Here is a 15,912-nt window from a genome sequence, read left to right on the forward strand (position 1 = left end):
AATTTCAGATATTTAGGCTTGGGATTTTTCCTTAATTGCTTCAGCAGACTTTCGCAGCAATTCTTCTTCTTCGGCAGTTAACTGTAAATCAATTTTGTGAACAATTCCCTCACGCCCAACAATGGCTGGATAAGACATATATGTACCATACTTATCTTGGAAACTTGAAACCGGCAATTCAGTGCGGGAATCTGTCAAAACGGCACGGACAATTCTTACAGCAGCGGCAGAAACACCATAATTAGTGTAATGCTTGCCCATAAAGACAGTTTGTCCACCAAACTTAATTTCATCTTCAAGGTCACTAGGTTTCCATGATTCTGTCTTAACTAATTCTGCTAACGGCTTTTCAAATACTTTAACCGTTGACCAAGCTGTAAATTGTGAATCACCATGCTCACCCAAGGCAAAACCACTTACTGAACGAGGGTCAACATTGAACTTTTTAGCAACAACTTTCTTCATTCTGGCAGTATCAAGTAGTGTACCTGTACCTAAAACATGTTCTTTAGGTAAACCTGTCAATTGTTGGTAAAGACTTGTAATTGCATCTACTGGGTTGGAGATGACAATCAGAATGCCATTAAAGCCACTGCTTTTAATTGAATCAGTAATTGGCTCTAGTTGTTTCTTGTTGTATTCCAATTCTTGGAAACGATCGCCTTTTGTTTCCAAGGATATTTTGCCCAAAGTACTAATAACGATATCAGCATCCTTCAATGCGCTATAATCGTTAACAATAATATTAACGTGATTAGTCAAGTTAGCCATTGCATCTTCAAAGTCAATCGCATCTGCCTTAACTTTACCTTCGTTAACATCAATCATTACCAAATCGTCAACCAAACCCGAAATAATTAACTCATGGGCAACGGTACAACCAACGTGTCCATCACCAATAATACCAATCTTAGTTGTCATAATTAAGAGCCTTTCTTCTTAAAAATCAACTTGCTAACATAGCAGTTAACATAATCTAAACTACATTTATATTATATAGAAATAGGGCTTTCAATAACAGAGGTATATACGTAAAATATTGTAAACTTAATTTTTACCAAAAGAATTGCGCTCACTTAACGAGCCTAATATCTTTAGCAAAAGGGATTGCAGGCTGGGCACCAAACTTTTGCACTGTTAGGGATGAGGCTTTATTTGCAAAAAGAATTGCTTCTTTTAAATTGGTCAAATCCGGTTTGAGGACACTAGTCATAGCTCCAATAAATGTATCTCCAGCAGCAGTGGTATCAACAGCCTTAACTTTAAATGCAGGAATTAATGCACACTGTCCCTGGTAATCGTAAAAAGCACCTTTGGCTCCAATGGTAATAATAACTGTTGCTACACCCTGCTGGTGTAGTTTTGCAGCGGCTTCTTGGGCGGTTTTTTCATCAATTACTTTAATGCCGGTAATTGTTTCGGCCTCAGTTTCATTCGGAGTAATAATGTCGGTCAATTTTAACAAGTCTGCTGGAATTTCAGCCAGCGCTGGTGCCGGATTTAAAATAGTTGTGACGCCTTCTGCATGAGCAATTTCGAACCCTTTAATTGTTGCTTCTAGTGGCGTTTCAAACTGGGCGATGAGAAAATCAGAATTGGCGATTAAAGCCTTGTTTTGAACAACTTCATTGGGCCCAAAAGCATAATTAGCGCCAGCATAGATAGTAATTGAATTTTGGCCATTATCATCAACAGTAATAAAAGCTTGACCTGTAGATTCATGAGACGCAGTAATGATGCCAGAGGTGTTGATGCCTTCTTTTTTGAGCAAATTAAGCATTTCACTGCCTGGTGCGTCATTGCCAACACCACCAATAAAACTAACTTTGCAACCTGATCTGGCAGCTGCTACTGCCTGATTGGCACCCTTACCCCCAGCTGCTGAATAATGACCAGTGGCGTGAACCGTTTCTCCCGGTTTAGGCATTTTCCTTACACGTAAATTGGTATCTAAATTGATACTGCCAATAACAGTGACTCTATTCATTTTTTACTCCTTTAAAGACAATTTTGGACTTTTAAACCAAATAATAACATATTCAAACTGCCTTTCAACCACATCTGGCTATTGCACTTTTTCAGCAAATTTTTATTTAAAATTAGTTAAGCCACCCTAACTGAACTTTTTATTTTAACGGAGAAAGAATATAATATTTCTTATATTTAAATGAGCAAGGTAAAAATATGAAAAGACAACTTAACTTTTTCGCCGCTTTAGCCACAGTCATGGGCACCATGATAGGCGGAGGCGCTTTTTTTAAAATTGCTAATGTATCAGCATTAACACATAATGCTTGGCTAAGTATAATCGTATGGCCTCTTGCGGGTTTTATCACACTGATGGCTGGCTTAACTATAGCCGAGCTGGCGTCAGTTTATCCTAAAGATGGTGGCCCAGTCAGGTATCTGGAAGAAATTTACGGTCCTAAAGTAGCTTTTCTTTTCGGTTGGTCCTTAATAATTATCTATTACCCTGCTAATATTGCAGCCCTTTCGATTGTTTTCGCCACGCAACTAAAGGAAATACCGCACTTTAAGGATTTATCAACTACTGTGATTGCTTTAATTGTCATGTTGACTATTCTGTTAATTAATTGGATAGGATCAAAATTAAGTGGTCAAGTACAAAAAATCACTTTAGTCATTAAGTTACTGCCGATTGCTGCCATTATCATCTTTGCTTTATTTTATAGGGGTCCCAATCAGTTAGCGGGTGCACCGGCACCGCACATTACTTCTTCATCAGGTGCAATGGCTTTTGGCCAGGCATTGCTTGCCGTTCTTTTTGCTTACGATGGCTGGCTAAGTATTGGTAATTTGGCTAGTGAAATTAAGAACCCGGCAAAGACATTAGCGAAAGCTATCATTTGGGGACTTTTTGGCGTCACTATTTTTTATACTCTTCTTAATTGGAGTTATGTCAGGGTTATTCCGTGGTCAAAAGTTGTGGGTAATCAAACAACTGCCTTACTTACTGCAAAGAAACTCTTTGGTAGTGTGGGCGGTACGCTTGTTGCCACTGGAATTCTAGTTTCTGTATTTGGCGCGATCAACGGTCACCTGCTTCTTGGTTCCAGAATGCCGTATGTTTTGGGCAGAGAGAACAAATTACCTGCTGCTAAATTTTTTAGCAAGTTAAATAGTAAAACCATTGTTCCTACAAACAGTATGATTTTTGAATGCGCAATCGCTACAGTAATGATCTTTTCCGGAACGTTTGACTCATTAACTAACATGCTTGTTTATGTTTCCTGGATATTTTCAATCTTATTATTTTTAGGTGTTCTTATTTCACGTAAAAAGCAACCAGATATTTTGCGACCATATAAAATGCCGTGGTATCCTTTACCACCTTTATTAGCCATTTGTGGAGCGTTATTCATCGTCATCACAACCACATTAACTCAACCGGTCCTGGCACTTATTGGCATTCTGCTTACACTGAGCGGTTGGCCGGTATATGTTTATGTGCAAAAAAGAAATCGTACTTAAAACTAACAAATGTAATACTTACTATCAGCTAAAGCATTGTTACTTATATAGAAAAAATTTATTTTGAAAATAAGTTTTTATATCAATCCTACTAGATTAAAAAAGCAAACCACCATTTTAGTGATTTGCCTTTTTGTTTGGTGAAAAAATAATATTTTCCAATATCTTTAGATTTTAAATATTAATACAGTGCAGCTAAAAAAACTTTTATATCTGTTTATTATTTATCAAATTTGTTAAATCTCTTTTTAACCACCAGCAAAATTTTTAATCAATTTTATTTTTTCGCATTCCTCTTTTTAATGCTGGAATTAATTTCCTTCACAATCCGCACTTGCGACAAAATAACGATCAGCCAAATAATAATATAAACTAATATAAATACGCCTATCAACCAAAAATTAATCGGCCACTTATTTATCCAGGACATTAATAACACTAGCAAAAATGTGCCTATGATATGAACACTAAAGGCAATAGCAGGTGGTACATCCATTGCAAAAATCATTGATAAAATGCCTATTAACCCTGAAATAATAAAAACAGAAATAACACCTAAACGGGTAGGAACACTAGGTGATGAAAAAGTGATAATGATCAAATAAGTAGTTGCACCAAAACCCACACCGGTAAAGAAATAGTTAATGAAATTACTCAATTTCCTCATTTTTATAGCCCCAATTCTTTTTTTAATGCCGGCAAATATAATCTGGAAACGTCAGCTTTTAAATTATTTTTTAAAAGTGCGATCATATTTCCTGCAAAGCCAACTTCTATCGATTCCAGAAAATTAATATTGATAATGGCATGTTTTGAAACCTGAATAAACCCATCTCCCAATTTTTCAAGTACCTGATATAAGCGACCAGTGGTTTTTATTATGTCTTTAGTAGTATAAAATGTGATGTCTGTTGTTTGGATTTCTACTTTAATAATCTCAGTAGGTTTAATTGTGACTATGCGGTCTTCTACCTTAATTGGTAAAAGATGATATTTCTTTTCGCCGAATTTATGCAAATAATCTATTAAATTATCAACTACTTCACTTTTTTGAGCTGCCTTAATTTCAACTTCAATGTCTTCTTTGCTTAAAGCAGAATCTGTCTTAAATTCAATCTTCACTTTACTTATTGCGCCTTCTGTCAGTGGTAAACGAAAGTAAAATAATTACTAAAATTAGTATTGCAATCATTAAAAGTAAAACAAACATATTATTTAGTCTATTATTATTAATTTTATACTGTATTCCTAAATAGTTAATTAAATGCCGTTTTACGTTGGTAGGAAAAGTTGCTAGTGTCTGCTTAAGTAAAAAACCTCTTAAAGCAGCTGCTTCATAGCTACTTGGTACTAATTTTACCAAATTTTGTGCTCCAGAAACCAATATACCGTAAGGTAAATAAGTTGCAACAGCGAAACCAGCAGCAGCGCCAAGGACGGCAGAAAACCGACTAAAAGTAGTGCTGGAATGCATGAAAAAAGCGATAACTTCATCTAATAAAGTCGCTCCCAGAGCGCCTAATAAAATAAACAGCAATCCGGGTAAAAGTGCTTTTTGAGGAATCGTCACGTGATCAACTAATGAAAAGTACAATGCCATTACGATAAAAGTAATGATTTGCATAAAAAAGCTGACAACTGTACCTGATAAAATGTAAGCAAAATTTTGTGCAAACTGTGATATGCCTGTTAGCTTAAAATCAGCGTCGGCTCGCGTTTCGCGGTCACTTACTTGCTGCCCCAAAGCCTGAAAAGCAGTAGTAATACCAGAAACCGCAACAATACCAGCTATCATCCACAAATCTAACATTTTAGTAACGTGAGGTAAATTTTGCCAATTGGATTTCAAATTGTTTTGCAAAAAACCAATATAAATGAAGAAAGATATCAACGCACCCAAGCATGACATAATTACACCAATAATGTTAGAAAAATAGATTTTAAAATTTCTGCGAAATAGAGCAATCATTTATTGTATCTCCTTCCCAGTAATCTGCAAAAACGCATCATTGATCGTTCCCTTAGAATAAGTGAAGTCAGTGATATTTGCTTGATTGTTTTTTAATAATTCAACGGTTTTTTGCGCCGATAGAGCATCAATTTCAACTTGCTTACGATTAAGCCGAATAACTTTTTGATTAGTGTTCAAAGCCTGAATGTTATCAACAGTAAGTATTAATTTATTAGGAGCAAATTCGTTCTTGATCGTTGCGGCAGAACCACTAGCTAAGATTTGACCATTTTCCAAAATATACATTTGGTCAGCATTTTCAGCTTCTTCTAAATAATGTGTTGTCAAAAAAATAGTGAGTTCTTGTTGTTGTTGCAGTTTGGTTAATAATTCCCAAATAGCATTTCTCGTTTGAATATCAAGCCCTGTAGTTGGTTCGTCTAGAAACAGTAAATTCGGTTTACTTATCAACGCACGGGCTATATCTACCCTTCTTTTTTGACCACCTGATAAAGTGCCAAACTTTTGCTTTAAAAAGTTTTTGATGCCTATTAAGTCAATCAATTGTTCAAGCCATTCCTGTGAAAATTTGGGGTACATCTTTGCTCTTAAATAAAGATTATCTTTAACTGTTAACTCGTTATCTAAAATGCTATTCTGAAAAACTAAGCCTATTTTCAAATCTGCCGCATATGAAATGACACCTGAAGTAGGCTTTAATAATCCGGTTAGCATATTAATCGTGGTAGATTTACCCGCACCATTTGTTCCTAAATAAGCAACAAGCTGTCCCTCTTTAATTTGAATATTTGCTTTGCTGACAGCAATCTTATTACCAAATTTTTTTGTTAGTTCTTTTGTTTCAATTAACATAGTGACACCCCTTCCTTAATTTGAATTAAGCATACTAGTTCAAATAAAATTTGTAGCGCATTTTATAATAAGAGACAAAATATTAATCACAAAAAGATGAAATTAAGACACAAAAATAAAAAAGGTGTTGATCAAAATTTGGTCAACGCCTTTAGTGTTCAAAATTAACTTATTTACTTAAATGAATCTCGCGGTCAAACAGCAGTTGCAGGTTTTTATCGAAATTATGCGCGATAAAAATGACAGTACTCGGCATTTTAAGGAGTTCTTGCAAGATTGCTCGGGTTCCTGCCTGATCAATTGCACTTGTGCCTTCATCAATTAACAGAATCTTACTGTCATGTATCTGCGCGCGCGCCAAAATAATTTTTTGCCTTTGGCCACCTGATACATTCAGTTTTTGCAAATTTACTTTGGTTTCTATACCCTGAGCAAATTGAGCCAGATCTGGTTTTAACCCAACGGTAACTGCAGCGGGTTCAGCTAGTTGGTTTAACTGAGGGTCAAACATCGTAATATTGTTTTTAATGGTGCTGGGAAATAAAACAGGATCTTGGGCAATGTAGCCAATTTTAGCTAAATCCGGTTTGATCACTTTTCCCTCTTGATCTTTAAATGCTATTTTCCCCGAACTCGGTGGCAAAATCCCTAAAAGCAGCTTAAATAAAGTTGACTTGCCTGCACCGCTGTCACCTGATAGCAAAATTTTTTCGCCATAATTGACCGTGATATCAGGGAATTTTAAAGTTTCACCATTAGGAAAACTAATTGCCAAATCTTTTGTACTAAAAGCATAAGGTGTTGCTAAGTTTTGTTCATCAGTTTTTACCGGTAAAGTCGCTGCAGTAACATTATTTCTTAAAGTTTTGGTGCCCTTAATTAAGCCGAAATAGAATGGCAAGTATTCGATTGCCAGCGAAATATAGTGGCTAAAATTACCGATAACCGCAATCGCACCAAACGTGACTAGTCCGCTTTTAATTAAAATACCCGTCCAGACGAACAATATCAGGATCATAATTTGCGCAACACCATTGGTAATAATGGACAGAACTTGTTGTTCCTGTGTCTGCTTGAGGTTGGCTTTTTCTAAGTCGCGTGCACCTTTATGCATTACGCTAGTTAATTTATCGCCAGCAAGATACCGCTCTAGTTCAGCAATACCGCTTAGCCATTTTTCAATCAGATCCAAATACTGTTTATTTTGATGAGAAACCTTTTCCGTAGCTCTTTGTAGCGGCTTTTCAATTATTTTAGGTAAAACAAGGGAAACGGCTACCGAAATTAAGATGAGCAACAACAAACTCCAGTGCATCGTCAGCAAGGCAATTACTGAGAAAATAACATAGCCCAGAAAATTACAAATGACCGGAATCAAGTTAAAAGACTGATTGTTAACCGTATTAAGATCATTGGTCAAGCGATTTTTAACTTGCGAAGTTTGATAATTTTTATGGTCATGGTAGACGTGGCTTACTATTTTACTTCTTAACGTGTGATTAAATTCTTGAACTTGTCGTGTCAGTAAATATTCAGAGCCCCAGTCAAAAGCATACGATGAGAGATAAGCTAACGTAGTAAAAGCAATGATTAACAGCCACGCTTGACCGTCATGTTGACGCAAGGCGGTAAATTCCCACATATTTAAGTATGATGCGCCAATTAAAACAAAGGGTTGCAAGAGGCTAAAAAGCACCATAAATATGAAACGAATTCGATTGGTATGAAAGAAGTTTTTAAAAGTCATTGTGGTTCTCCTTCTGGCTTGCTAACCGAATCGTTTTATCAAACATATTTTTAACTTCAGAATTAAGATTATGAGCAATCATGATCACAGTCTTATTAGTGTGAACAAGTTCAGCAATAATTTGCTTAGTTGCTTTACTATCAATGGCACTTGTCGCTTCATCCAGCAAAATAATTTCATCAGCGAAAACTTCTGATCTGGCAAGGATAATCTTTTGTCTTTGACCACCGGATAAATTATTCTTATCCAAATCAACTTGGGTATCAGTCCCTTGGGGAAATCTCGCAATGTCGCTCTGCAATTGCACTTTATTAATTAAATTAGGTACTTGATCCAATAACTGCTGGTGAAACATCACGATATTTTCCGCAATCGTTCCTGGAAATAATTGCGGATCTTGAGCAATGTAACTAATCCGGTTTAAATTTGGTTGAAAAATCTGCCCCGCATTATTTCTAAAAATAATTTGACCTTGATAAGGCCTGATCTTACCTAAAAGAGCTTGAAGCAGTGTTGACTTGCCAGTTCCGCTATCGCCTGCAAGTAAAACTTTTTCACTCTTATTGATCACAAAATCAGGGTATTTAATTATTGGACCATTAGGATATTTAAGCGCCAAATTTTTAATTTCAATTTGGGCAATTTGAGTAGATGAACCTTTTTGTCTTGATTTAGTGTTAGAAATCAGGCTAGCCGTAGTTTGATTGATATTTTTAGTGGATTTAATCTTGACGGCAGCACTTGTAATAGAGGATACAGCTGAAAAGATACCAAAAGCAAAAGAAGTCGAAGCTAATGCGGCTCCAATTTTTATTTGACCAGTTAAAAATAGGATACCCGCTAAAAAGGCAATCGACATTTGTCCTAAAGTATTACCAATTCCATTAATTGTATTAGAAGCACAGTTTTTATTGATTTGATTGACTTTAGACTTTTCCAACTTCTCAGCGTAGCTGCTCATTTCTTTATTTAAGATCGTCCAAGCATGATACCGCCGCAGTTCATTTAAACCATTGATCCATTCACCGATACCAGTTAAAAAAGCGCTAGTATTTTTCATCACTTTTCTACTTGCCTCTGAAGTCATGCGCGCCATTATTTTGGGCAAGCTTACATCTATTAGAATAAAAATTGCAGTTAGTAAAACAAAAGACCAATTTAAGCTAAAAAGGACGCCAGCAGAAAGCAAGATAATGAATAAATTGCTAAGAACATTAACCCACGGCAGAGCAAAATCGCTGGTCAAAGTATCGAGATTGCTTTGCAGATAGTTCTGCATTTGCGCCACTGTCGCATCGTTTTCAGTATAAAAATGATCTACCATTTGCCCTCTTATTTGATCAAGATATTCCTGAATCTGTGCGTTAAAAAGGTAAGTCGCTAAAGGTAGAATAAATACACCACAAACTACCGGGATAAATTCAATTAATTGCCAGCGAATGTAAACTGGCAAATTGCCGACGCTTAATCCATTAACTGCAAATTGAAAAAAATATTGGTCAAGTGAGCCGGTAACAGCGAAAATAAAATAAAGTAAAATAATAAAAATTGCTCGTTGTTTATTGGAGCTAATCAGTCCCTTTAATGTCATGTCCTTGCGTCTTTCATTTTATGCTAAATCAATTTTATTAAATTTATCTAATAATAAAATGAATGAGTAAAGGTGTCAAATTAGCAGATGAAATATAGTCGTCGGTTATAAATAAAAAAACTAATTCCTTGGAAGAAATTAGTTTAAAAATGTTTAATTTTGTGGTTTACAGTAATGACGGCAATTAAAAGTTTCTTTTTTTATTTCTTTGGCAAATTCTTACTTTCTGAAGTATATTGCCAAAATTATTAGCTACTCTATTTTTTAAAAATTTGAGTCATTAAAAATGCTTAATTATAGTTTTAACTATAGTTGAACACTCCTTATTTTTATCTTAATAATAAATTTATTCTGACTTCGAAATAACATTATCCAAGTTGCTGGTGTCACTTAAGTTGGCATTTAAAAATTCCTGATTATCAACTGGCAAATGCAATTTAAAGTTTTCTATTGGTTGGATACTGACTACTACACCTTTCATCGTAGCTGTCAAAACATGACCGCCAAAGCTTAAATCATCTGCCAAAAAATGATTGTGAAATCCTGATACCCCAACACCTTGAAAAACAGTTGGTGTGTAATAAGTAATCATTGTGCCTGAAATATTTTCAGCTTCGAATTCAACCTGATTTTCAGCAATTTTTCCCAGAGACGGATATGGCTTATGTGATTTTTTAGAAGACCTCGTACGAATTTTTTGGAAAACACCTTTAGTCAATATTGCAAAAAATTGATTTTGAGCGTTATTTTTGGTTAAAACATCTTTTAGCATTTCCGCCAATTCGATATTTTTGTAGCTTTTGAATTTGTGATAATCTGCAAAGCTAACATCTGCATAAGTAACTTTGAAGTCATCTGGCAGTTTAACAGCTGGACCACTAACATCTATTTTGTAACCGACACCGTCTAATATCACTAATTCACCATCAACGCCATCACCGGTTCCTATGCCAATATTGCCATGTTTTAATAATTCTGACAGCGGTAAAGTACCTTCCAATAGACCTTCAACCAACATTTGCATAGTCCCATGTTGAAATAATGTATTTTTCGTCATATTTGCTGCTCCAATAATTTATACACTTATAATAAAACAAGCTTAATTTATTAATATTTTCTATCTGCTTGATAGAAATTTTCTTCTATCAAGTTTATTCCTTCATTACTAGTTTAATCCAAAATATCCAAAGCTTTTTTATATAATTCAAAATTATTTACACTTAGCCATAATAAAATACCATTTGCTATAAAAGCCTTTATAATATTTGATTGTTTTGGTAATATTTCCAAAAGCATTTCTTGAGGAGTAATTTCAAATTTAGTAATAGTTTTATTTCTGGCATCAACATTTTTTCCTATAAAAGTTGACTTCCTCATACTATACGAAAAATTCAAATGTGCTGAAGCATTTCTAATTCTTTTATCCATACAGTCAATTAGAAAATCCCAATCAGTAGTTGACTGATGCAATCTATTGATTAAACTTCCCGCAGATTCAAAGTATAAATATTCAAGTGAGTATTCTTTATTATTCAATAACCTGTCAATACAAACCAAATTTGCTAATATTTTTTTATCTAGTTCAAAAGAATTCTCCAAATCTGTTATTAACAAATTAGCTAATACCATTTTATGTATTGGCTTTTTATCAATAATTCTTTGAATGTAGTGTCTCACTTCAGTATGCTGATTAATATAAGCATCATAAGATGATCTATTTTCTAAATTTCGATTTTCTTTTGTACCTATTACCCAAGCTCCAATTAAGTCCGCTGTTTTGCTTTCATTTACCATACAAGCTTCATTAATTATTAAAGCCAGTTTTCGAGTAATAGTCTTTAAATGATCTAATCTAGTAGAATCTGGAGCAAAAATAGCTATATAATCTTGATAAAATTCTTCCGGAGTTTTAATCTGGTTCATTTTTCAACCTTCTACAAAAATTACATATCAAATAATAATGATAAGTGTTCGTTATTGATTTCAAAACCATTAATTCAGTTTACTATTTCATTTAACTTTTAACCATTTTTCAACAACTTAGGCATCAACAACTTAGATTTTTTTGGAGAGGTGCATATGTATTCTTGTTAAAATGCCAATCTTTCTTTCATAAATATCAAGAAGGTTAAGCACGAATTTATTTTCTTTTTTATAACTTATAAATGTCTCTTTTAATTTTAAGAATATTATTTTTGCCTTTGCATTGCGATATAAAGACTCACAAATTAAAACATCTTTTTATTAATTATCATCTAAATCATTATCTAACTCAACATTTTTTAATTCAAAAAGCCCTCAGTTTTAACTAAGAGCTTAATCAATACGGTAAACCTTTGATATAAAAAACTTCTAATTTTTTATATGAGATGTTGCCATTAAATATGATTCTATAAAAATTTAATTTATCCTCTTACTCCCACTCAATCGTTGATGGTGGCTTACTGGTAACATCGTAGACGACGCGGTTAATGTTAGGTACTTCGTCGACAATTCGTGTTGAAATTTTTTGCAAAACATCCCATGGCAAGCGAGCAAAATCAGCGGTCATCCCATCAATTGATGTAACTGCGCGAATACCAATGGTATAGTCGTAAGTGCGACCGTCACCCATCACGCCCACGGATTTGATACCGGGTAAAACGGTAAAGTATTGCCAAACTTTTTCCTGTAAACCGGCTTTTTTAATTTCATCCCGCAAAATTGCATCACTGTCACGCACCAGTTTGAGTTTATCCTCAGTTACTTCACCGAGAACGCGAATGCCAAGACCAGGTCCTGGGAATGGCTGCCGCCAAACCAAATCATGCGGAATACCTAATTTTTCACCCAATTCACGCACTTCATCCTTAAATAACTTACGCAAAGGCTCAATTAATTTAAAGTGTAAATCCTTAGGTAACCCACCAACGTTATGGTGCGACTTGATTGTCTGGGCGGTATTTGTGCCGCTTTCAATCACATCGGTGTACAGGGTGCCTTGGGCTAAAAAGTCCACATCTTTAATTTTCTTTGCTTCGTCCGCAAACACCTCAACAAACTCTTTACCAATGATTTTACGCTTTTGCTCAGGATCGGTGACACCCTTCAGTTTATTCAAAAAGCGCTCTTGAGCGTTTACTCGAATAATGTTAACGCCTAAATCACGGTTCAAGGCTGCCATTACTTCATCGCCTTCATTTTTGCGCAACATGCCGTGATCCACAAAGATAGCTGTCAGCTGATTGCCAATAGCTTTGTGTAAAAGAGTCGCGGTAACGCTGGAATCTACCCCACCGGATAGACCCAGAATTACTTTTTTATTACCTACAGTTTTTCTAATCTCAGCAATTTGCAAGTCAATAAAATCGGTCATTGACCAATCAGCCTTAGCGCCGCATACTTTAAAGGCAAAATTACGCAAAATATCAAGACCATATTGCGTATTGCGCACTTCCGCGTGAAACTGAATACCATACATTTTGGCTTGATCGTTAGCAATAGCGGCAATCGGGCAATTCTTACTTGAAGCGACCGTTTCAAAGCCAGCGGGTGCACCTGTGACCAAATCACCGTGACTCATCCAGACGTATTCATCTTTGGGCAAACCAGCAAATAAAACGGAGTTAGTATCTTCAACTTCGATGTCGGCACGACCATATTCAGAATTAGCAGCTTTTTCAACCTTGCCGTTTAAATAAGAAGTCATCAGTTGCATTCCGTAACAAATGCCCAGAATAGGAATGCCCAACTTAAAAATTTCAGGGTCAACTTTCAAGGCATTTTGGTCATAAATACTGTTAGGACCCCCGGAAAAAATAATACCCTTAGGGTTAATCTGCCTAATTTTAGTCATACTAATATCATGGGGCAACAATTCAGAATAAATACCAAAATCCCGCAACCGCCGCGTTATTAGTTGATTATATTGACTACCAAAATCAAGCACAATAATTTCATCAAAGTCACTAATATTCTTTTTCACCGACACCAATACTCCTTCACTATTCATATTTAATACTACATCAACTTTACTAAGAAATACGGTCATGGTCAATAATTTTTTACAGAAAAGCATAGTTTTTACGAACTATTTTATAGCGGCTAGCGTAAATAATTCGTTAATATCTCAAAAAATAATCTTGCACATACTTTGTGACTCTGTTACAATGCTTGCAACAGGAAAATAAAAAATCTATATATTGCCGTAATAAGGTCGGTAGTTTCTACTCAGAACCGTAAATTCTGAACTATGGATAATTTAGCATTTAACGCAGCCGGTTACTGTCTTTAAGGGCTTTTTTTACCATAGTTTTGGTAGAAAAAGCCCTTTTTTGCTATGAAGGAGGAAAAAGTGAAATTATTGGAAGACCGTATTCGCAGTGACGGAGACGTTCTACCAGGTAATGTTTTAAAAATCAACTCGTTTTTGAACCATCAGGTAGATCCCGAACTAATGAAGAAAGTCGGGAAGGAATTTAGTCATTTGTTTAAGGATAGTGGCATCACCAAGGTATTGACCTGCGAAGCCTCGGGAATCGCTCCGGGAGTGATGACAGCTTATGAATTGCACGTACCACTGGTCTTTGCCCGCAAGAAAAAACCGGCTACGCTTAATGACGCAGTTTATTGGGCTGATGTTTATTCTTACACTAAAAAAGTTACTAACCAGATTTGCGTTGAACAAAAATTTTTACATAAGGGTGAGCGGCTACTGATAATTGATGATTTTCTGGCTAATGGAGAAGCAGTTAAAGGTATGATTAACATTGCTAACCAAGCAGAAGCCGAAGTCGCTGGTGTTGGAATTGTAGTCGCAAAAACTTTTCAGGGTGGCAGCGAATGGCTTAAAAATCATGGCTATCGCCTCGAAGCACTTGCTGAAATCGATAGTTTAGCCAATAATCAAGTACATTTTGTGGGAGAGAAATAATGGCAAAAAAAGAAGTTAGCCAACAAAAAGCAGCAGTTTTAGGTTTACAGCACTTACTAGCAATGTATTCTGGTGCAGTCGCCGTACCACTTCTAATCGGTAATGCACTGAAATTCTCTGCTGCCCAAATGACCTATCTTGTTTCAATTGACATTTTCATGTGTGGTCTGGCTACACTGCTGCAATTATTACGTAACAAGTACTTTGGGATTGGTTTCCCAGTTATTTTAGGTTGTGCTATTCAAGCCGTTGCTCCACTGCAAATGATCGGGCAAAAGTTTTCAATCAATGATATGTATGGCGCTATCATTGTTGCCGGCATTTTCGTGGTTCTAATCTCAGGTGTTTTTGCTAAAATCAAAAAATTCTTCCCACCTGTTGTCACTGGCACATTAATCACTACTATAGGCTTAACTTTAGTTCCCGTGGCAATCCAAAACATGGGTGGCGGCAATTCAGCTGCTAAAAGTTTTGGCAGTAGTCAGAACCTCTTTTTAGCTTTTTGCACCATGTTCATTATCTTGGCTTTAGAAATTTGGACCAAAGGTTTTATCAGGTCAATTTCAGTTTTAATCGGCTTAGTTGCTGGAACTGCTATTGCAGCCTGCATGGGACTTGTTTCCTTCACTCCTGTCATGGAAGCATCTTGGTTCCACTTGCCGCAACTCTTTTACTTTGGCGTACCAAAATTTGAATGGTCTTCCAGCCTGACAATGATCATCATTGCTCTAGTCTCAATGGTTGAGTCAACCGGGGTATTCTTTGCAATTGGTGACCTTTTACACCATGACGTCACTGAAGAAGATTTGAAAAAAGGTTACCGTGCAGAAGGTATCGCCCAAATTTTTGGCGGTTTATTCAATGCTTTTCCCTATACCACTTTTTCGCAGAACGTTGGACTTTTACAACTATCAGGCATAAAAACCAAGCGTCCGATTTACTGGGCCGGTGGATTACTCATGGCTATGGGCTTATTACCTAAAATTGGCGCAATGGTAACAATCATCCCTACCCCAGTCTTAGGTGGAGCCATGCTTGTCATGTTTACCATGATTGCTGTTCAGGGCATTAAGACTTTAGCTAAAGTTGACCTCACTGACAACAACAATGTCTTGATTATTGCGATCTCAGTTGGACTGGGACTAGGCGTTACTATTTATCCGCAATTTTTTAAAAACCTGCCGGCAACCGTTCAACTGTTCTTAAGCAACGGCATCGTGATTACCAGTTTGTCAGCAACAATTCTGAATTTCTTACTTAAAGGAGGTGATAGGAAGACAAAACAAGAAACACAACCTGCAAATATCATGTAAATAAAATTGTTTTTACCCTTGAGACAATTTTAT

General features: G+C 35.8%; 14 protein-coding genes and 1 riboswitch. Of the genes, 3 read left to right on the forward strand and 11 right to left on the reverse strand.

Annotation, left to right across the window (positions count from 1 at the left end; all coding sequences use genetic code 11):
• Window positions 1–12: 12 nt before the first annotated feature.
• Together DLD54_RS06940 and rbsK are read right to left on the reverse strand one after the other, a co-directional pair.
• Complete coding sequence (locus DLD54_RS06940; protein ID WP_109918696.1) at window positions 13–921, reverse strand: L-lactate dehydrogenase; 909 nt, start codon at window positions 919–921, stop codon at window positions 13–15.
• A gap of 151 nt (window positions 922–1,072) precedes the next feature.
• Window positions 1,073–1,987 (reverse strand): ribokinase, encoded by a 915-nt coding sequence (rbsK, locus tag DLD54_RS06945; protein WP_109918697.1) that lies wholly within the window; start codon window positions 1,985–1,987, stop codon window positions 1,073–1,075.
• A gap of 197 nt (window positions 1,988–2,184) precedes the next feature.
• Between rbsK and DLD54_RS06950 the strand changes: the two genes are divergently transcribed.
• Complete coding sequence (locus DLD54_RS06950; RefSeq protein WP_109918698.1) at window positions 2,185–3,492, forward strand: APC family permease; 1,308 nt, start codon at window positions 2,185–2,187, stop codon at window positions 3,490–3,492.
• A 277-nt stretch (window positions 3,493–3,769) separates the two neighbouring features.
• Here the strand turns inward: DLD54_RS06950 and DLD54_RS06955 are convergent, their stop codons facing one another.
• From DLD54_RS06955 to guaA, 9 genes are all read right to left on the reverse strand, one after another.
• On the reverse strand, window positions 3,770–4,159 hold the full coding sequence (locus DLD54_RS06955; protein ID WP_109918699.1) for a DUF3021 family protein: 390 nt from the start codon (window positions 4,157–4,159) through the stop codon (window positions 3,770–3,772).
• Window positions 4,160–4,161: 2 nt separating this feature from the next.
• Window positions 4,162–4,614, reverse strand: coding sequence for a LytTR family DNA-binding domain-containing protein (locus DLD54_RS06960; RefSeq protein ID WP_109918700.1), 453 nt, complete (start codon window positions 4,612–4,614; stop codon window positions 4,162–4,164).
• Between the two features lies 1 nt (window position 4,615).
• Window positions 4,616–5,461: a multidrug ABC transporter permease gene (locus DLD54_RS06965; protein WP_109918701.1), complete on the reverse strand. Its 846-nt coding sequence runs from the start codon at window positions 5,459–5,461 to the stop codon at window positions 4,616–4,618.
• Window positions 5,462–6,316, reverse strand: coding sequence for an ABC transporter ATP-binding protein (locus DLD54_RS06970; protein ID WP_109918702.1), 855 nt, complete (start codon window positions 6,314–6,316; stop codon window positions 5,462–5,464).
• 169 nt (window positions 6,317–6,485) lie between these two features.
• Window positions 6,486–8,063, reverse strand: a complete 1,578-nt coding sequence (locus DLD54_RS06975) for an ATP-binding cassette domain-containing protein (protein ID WP_109918703.1) — start codon at window positions 8,061–8,063, stop codon at window positions 6,486–6,488.
• Window positions 8,053–9,654, reverse strand: a complete 1,602-nt coding sequence (locus DLD54_RS06980; RefSeq protein WP_109918704.1) for an ATP-binding cassette domain-containing protein — start codon at window positions 9,652–9,654, stop codon at window positions 8,053–8,055. Before DLD54_RS06980 ends, DLD54_RS06975 begins: the two co-directional genes overlap by 11 nt.
• A 346-nt stretch (window positions 9,655–10,000) precedes the next feature.
• Window positions 10,001–10,711, reverse strand: coding sequence for an acetolactate decarboxylase (gene budA, locus DLD54_RS06985; RefSeq protein WP_109918705.1), 711 nt, complete (start codon window positions 10,709–10,711; stop codon window positions 10,001–10,003).
• Window positions 10,712–10,824: 113 nt separating this feature from the next.
• A complete protein-coding gene (locus DLD54_RS06990; RefSeq protein WP_109918706.1) occupies window positions 10,825–11,577 on the reverse strand; it encodes a hypothetical protein in 753 nt (250 codons plus the stop codon).
• 490 nt (window positions 11,578–12,067) lie between these two features.
• Window positions 12,068–13,645 (reverse strand): glutamine-hydrolyzing GMP synthase, encoded by a 1,578-nt coding sequence (gene guaA, locus DLD54_RS06995; RefSeq protein WP_199692042.1) that lies wholly within the window; start codon window positions 13,643–13,645, stop codon window positions 12,068–12,070.
• Window positions 13,646–13,808: 163 nt separating this feature from the next.
• Window positions 13,809–13,906: riboswitch (purine riboswitch) on the forward strand.
• Between the two features lie 81 nt (window positions 13,907–13,987).
• On the opposite strand from guaA, the gene DLD54_RS07000 reads away from it, so the two are divergent.
• Window positions 13,988–14,566 (forward strand): xanthine phosphoribosyltransferase, encoded by a 579-nt coding sequence (locus DLD54_RS07000; protein ID WP_109918708.1) that lies wholly within the window; start codon window positions 13,988–13,990, stop codon window positions 14,564–14,566.
• Window positions 14,566–15,879: a nucleobase:cation symporter-2 family protein gene (locus DLD54_RS07005; protein WP_109918709.1), complete on the forward strand. Its 1,314-nt coding sequence runs from the start codon at window positions 14,566–14,568 to the stop codon at window positions 15,877–15,879. The genes DLD54_RS07000 and DLD54_RS07005 overlap by 1 nt, the downstream gene beginning before the upstream one ends.
• Window positions 15,880–15,912: the final 33 nt, after the last annotated feature.

The sequence above is a fragment of the Lactobacillus helsingborgensis genome, from assembly GCF_003173695.1.
Classification (GTDB): Bacteria; Bacillota; Bacilli; order Lactobacillales; family Lactobacillaceae; genus Lactobacillus; species Lactobacillus helsingborgensis.

Coding starts and splice junctions, on each gene's coding strand:
- DLD54_RS06940 (WP_109918696.1), bottom strand. CDS start 921: ATGACAACTAAGATTGGTATTATTGGTGATGGACACGTTGGTTGTACC.
- rbsK (WP_109918697.1), bottom strand. CDS start 1,987: ATGAATAGAGTCACTGTTATTGGCAGTATCAATTTAGATACCAATTTA.
- DLD54_RS06950 (WP_109918698.1), top strand. CDS start 2,185: ATGAAAAGACAACTTAACTTTTTCGCCGCTTTAGCCACAGTCATGGGC.
- DLD54_RS06955 (WP_109918699.1), bottom strand. CDS start 4,159: ATGAGGAAATTGAGTAATTTCATTAACTATTTCTTTACCGGTGTGGGT.
- DLD54_RS06965 (WP_109918701.1), bottom strand. CDS start 5,461: ATGATTGCTCTATTTCGCAGAAATTTTAAAATCTATTTTTCTAACATT.
- DLD54_RS06970 (WP_109918702.1), bottom strand. CDS start 6,316: ATGTTAATTGAAACAAAAGAACTAACAAAAAAATTTGGTAATAAGATT.
- DLD54_RS06975 (WP_109918703.1), bottom strand. CDS start 8,063: ATGACTTTTAAAAACTTCTTTCATACCAATCGAATTCGTTTCATATTT.
- DLD54_RS06980 (WP_109918704.1), bottom strand. CDS start 9,654: ATGACATTAAAGGGACTGATTAGCTCCAATAAACAACGAGCAATTTTT.
- budA (WP_109918705.1), bottom strand. CDS start 10,711: ATGACGAAAAATACATTATTTCAACATGGGACTATGCAAATGTTGGTT.
- DLD54_RS06990 (WP_109918706.1), bottom strand. CDS start 11,577: ATGAACCAGATTAAAACTCCGGAAGAATTTTATCAAGATTATATAGCT.
- guaA (WP_199692042.1), bottom strand. CDS start 13,645: ATGAATAGTGAAGGAGTATTGGTGTCGGTGAAAAAGAATATTAGTGAC.
- DLD54_RS07005 (WP_109918709.1), top strand. CDS start 14,566: ATGGCAAAAAAAGAAGTTAGCCAACAAAAAGCAGCAGTTTTAGGTTTA.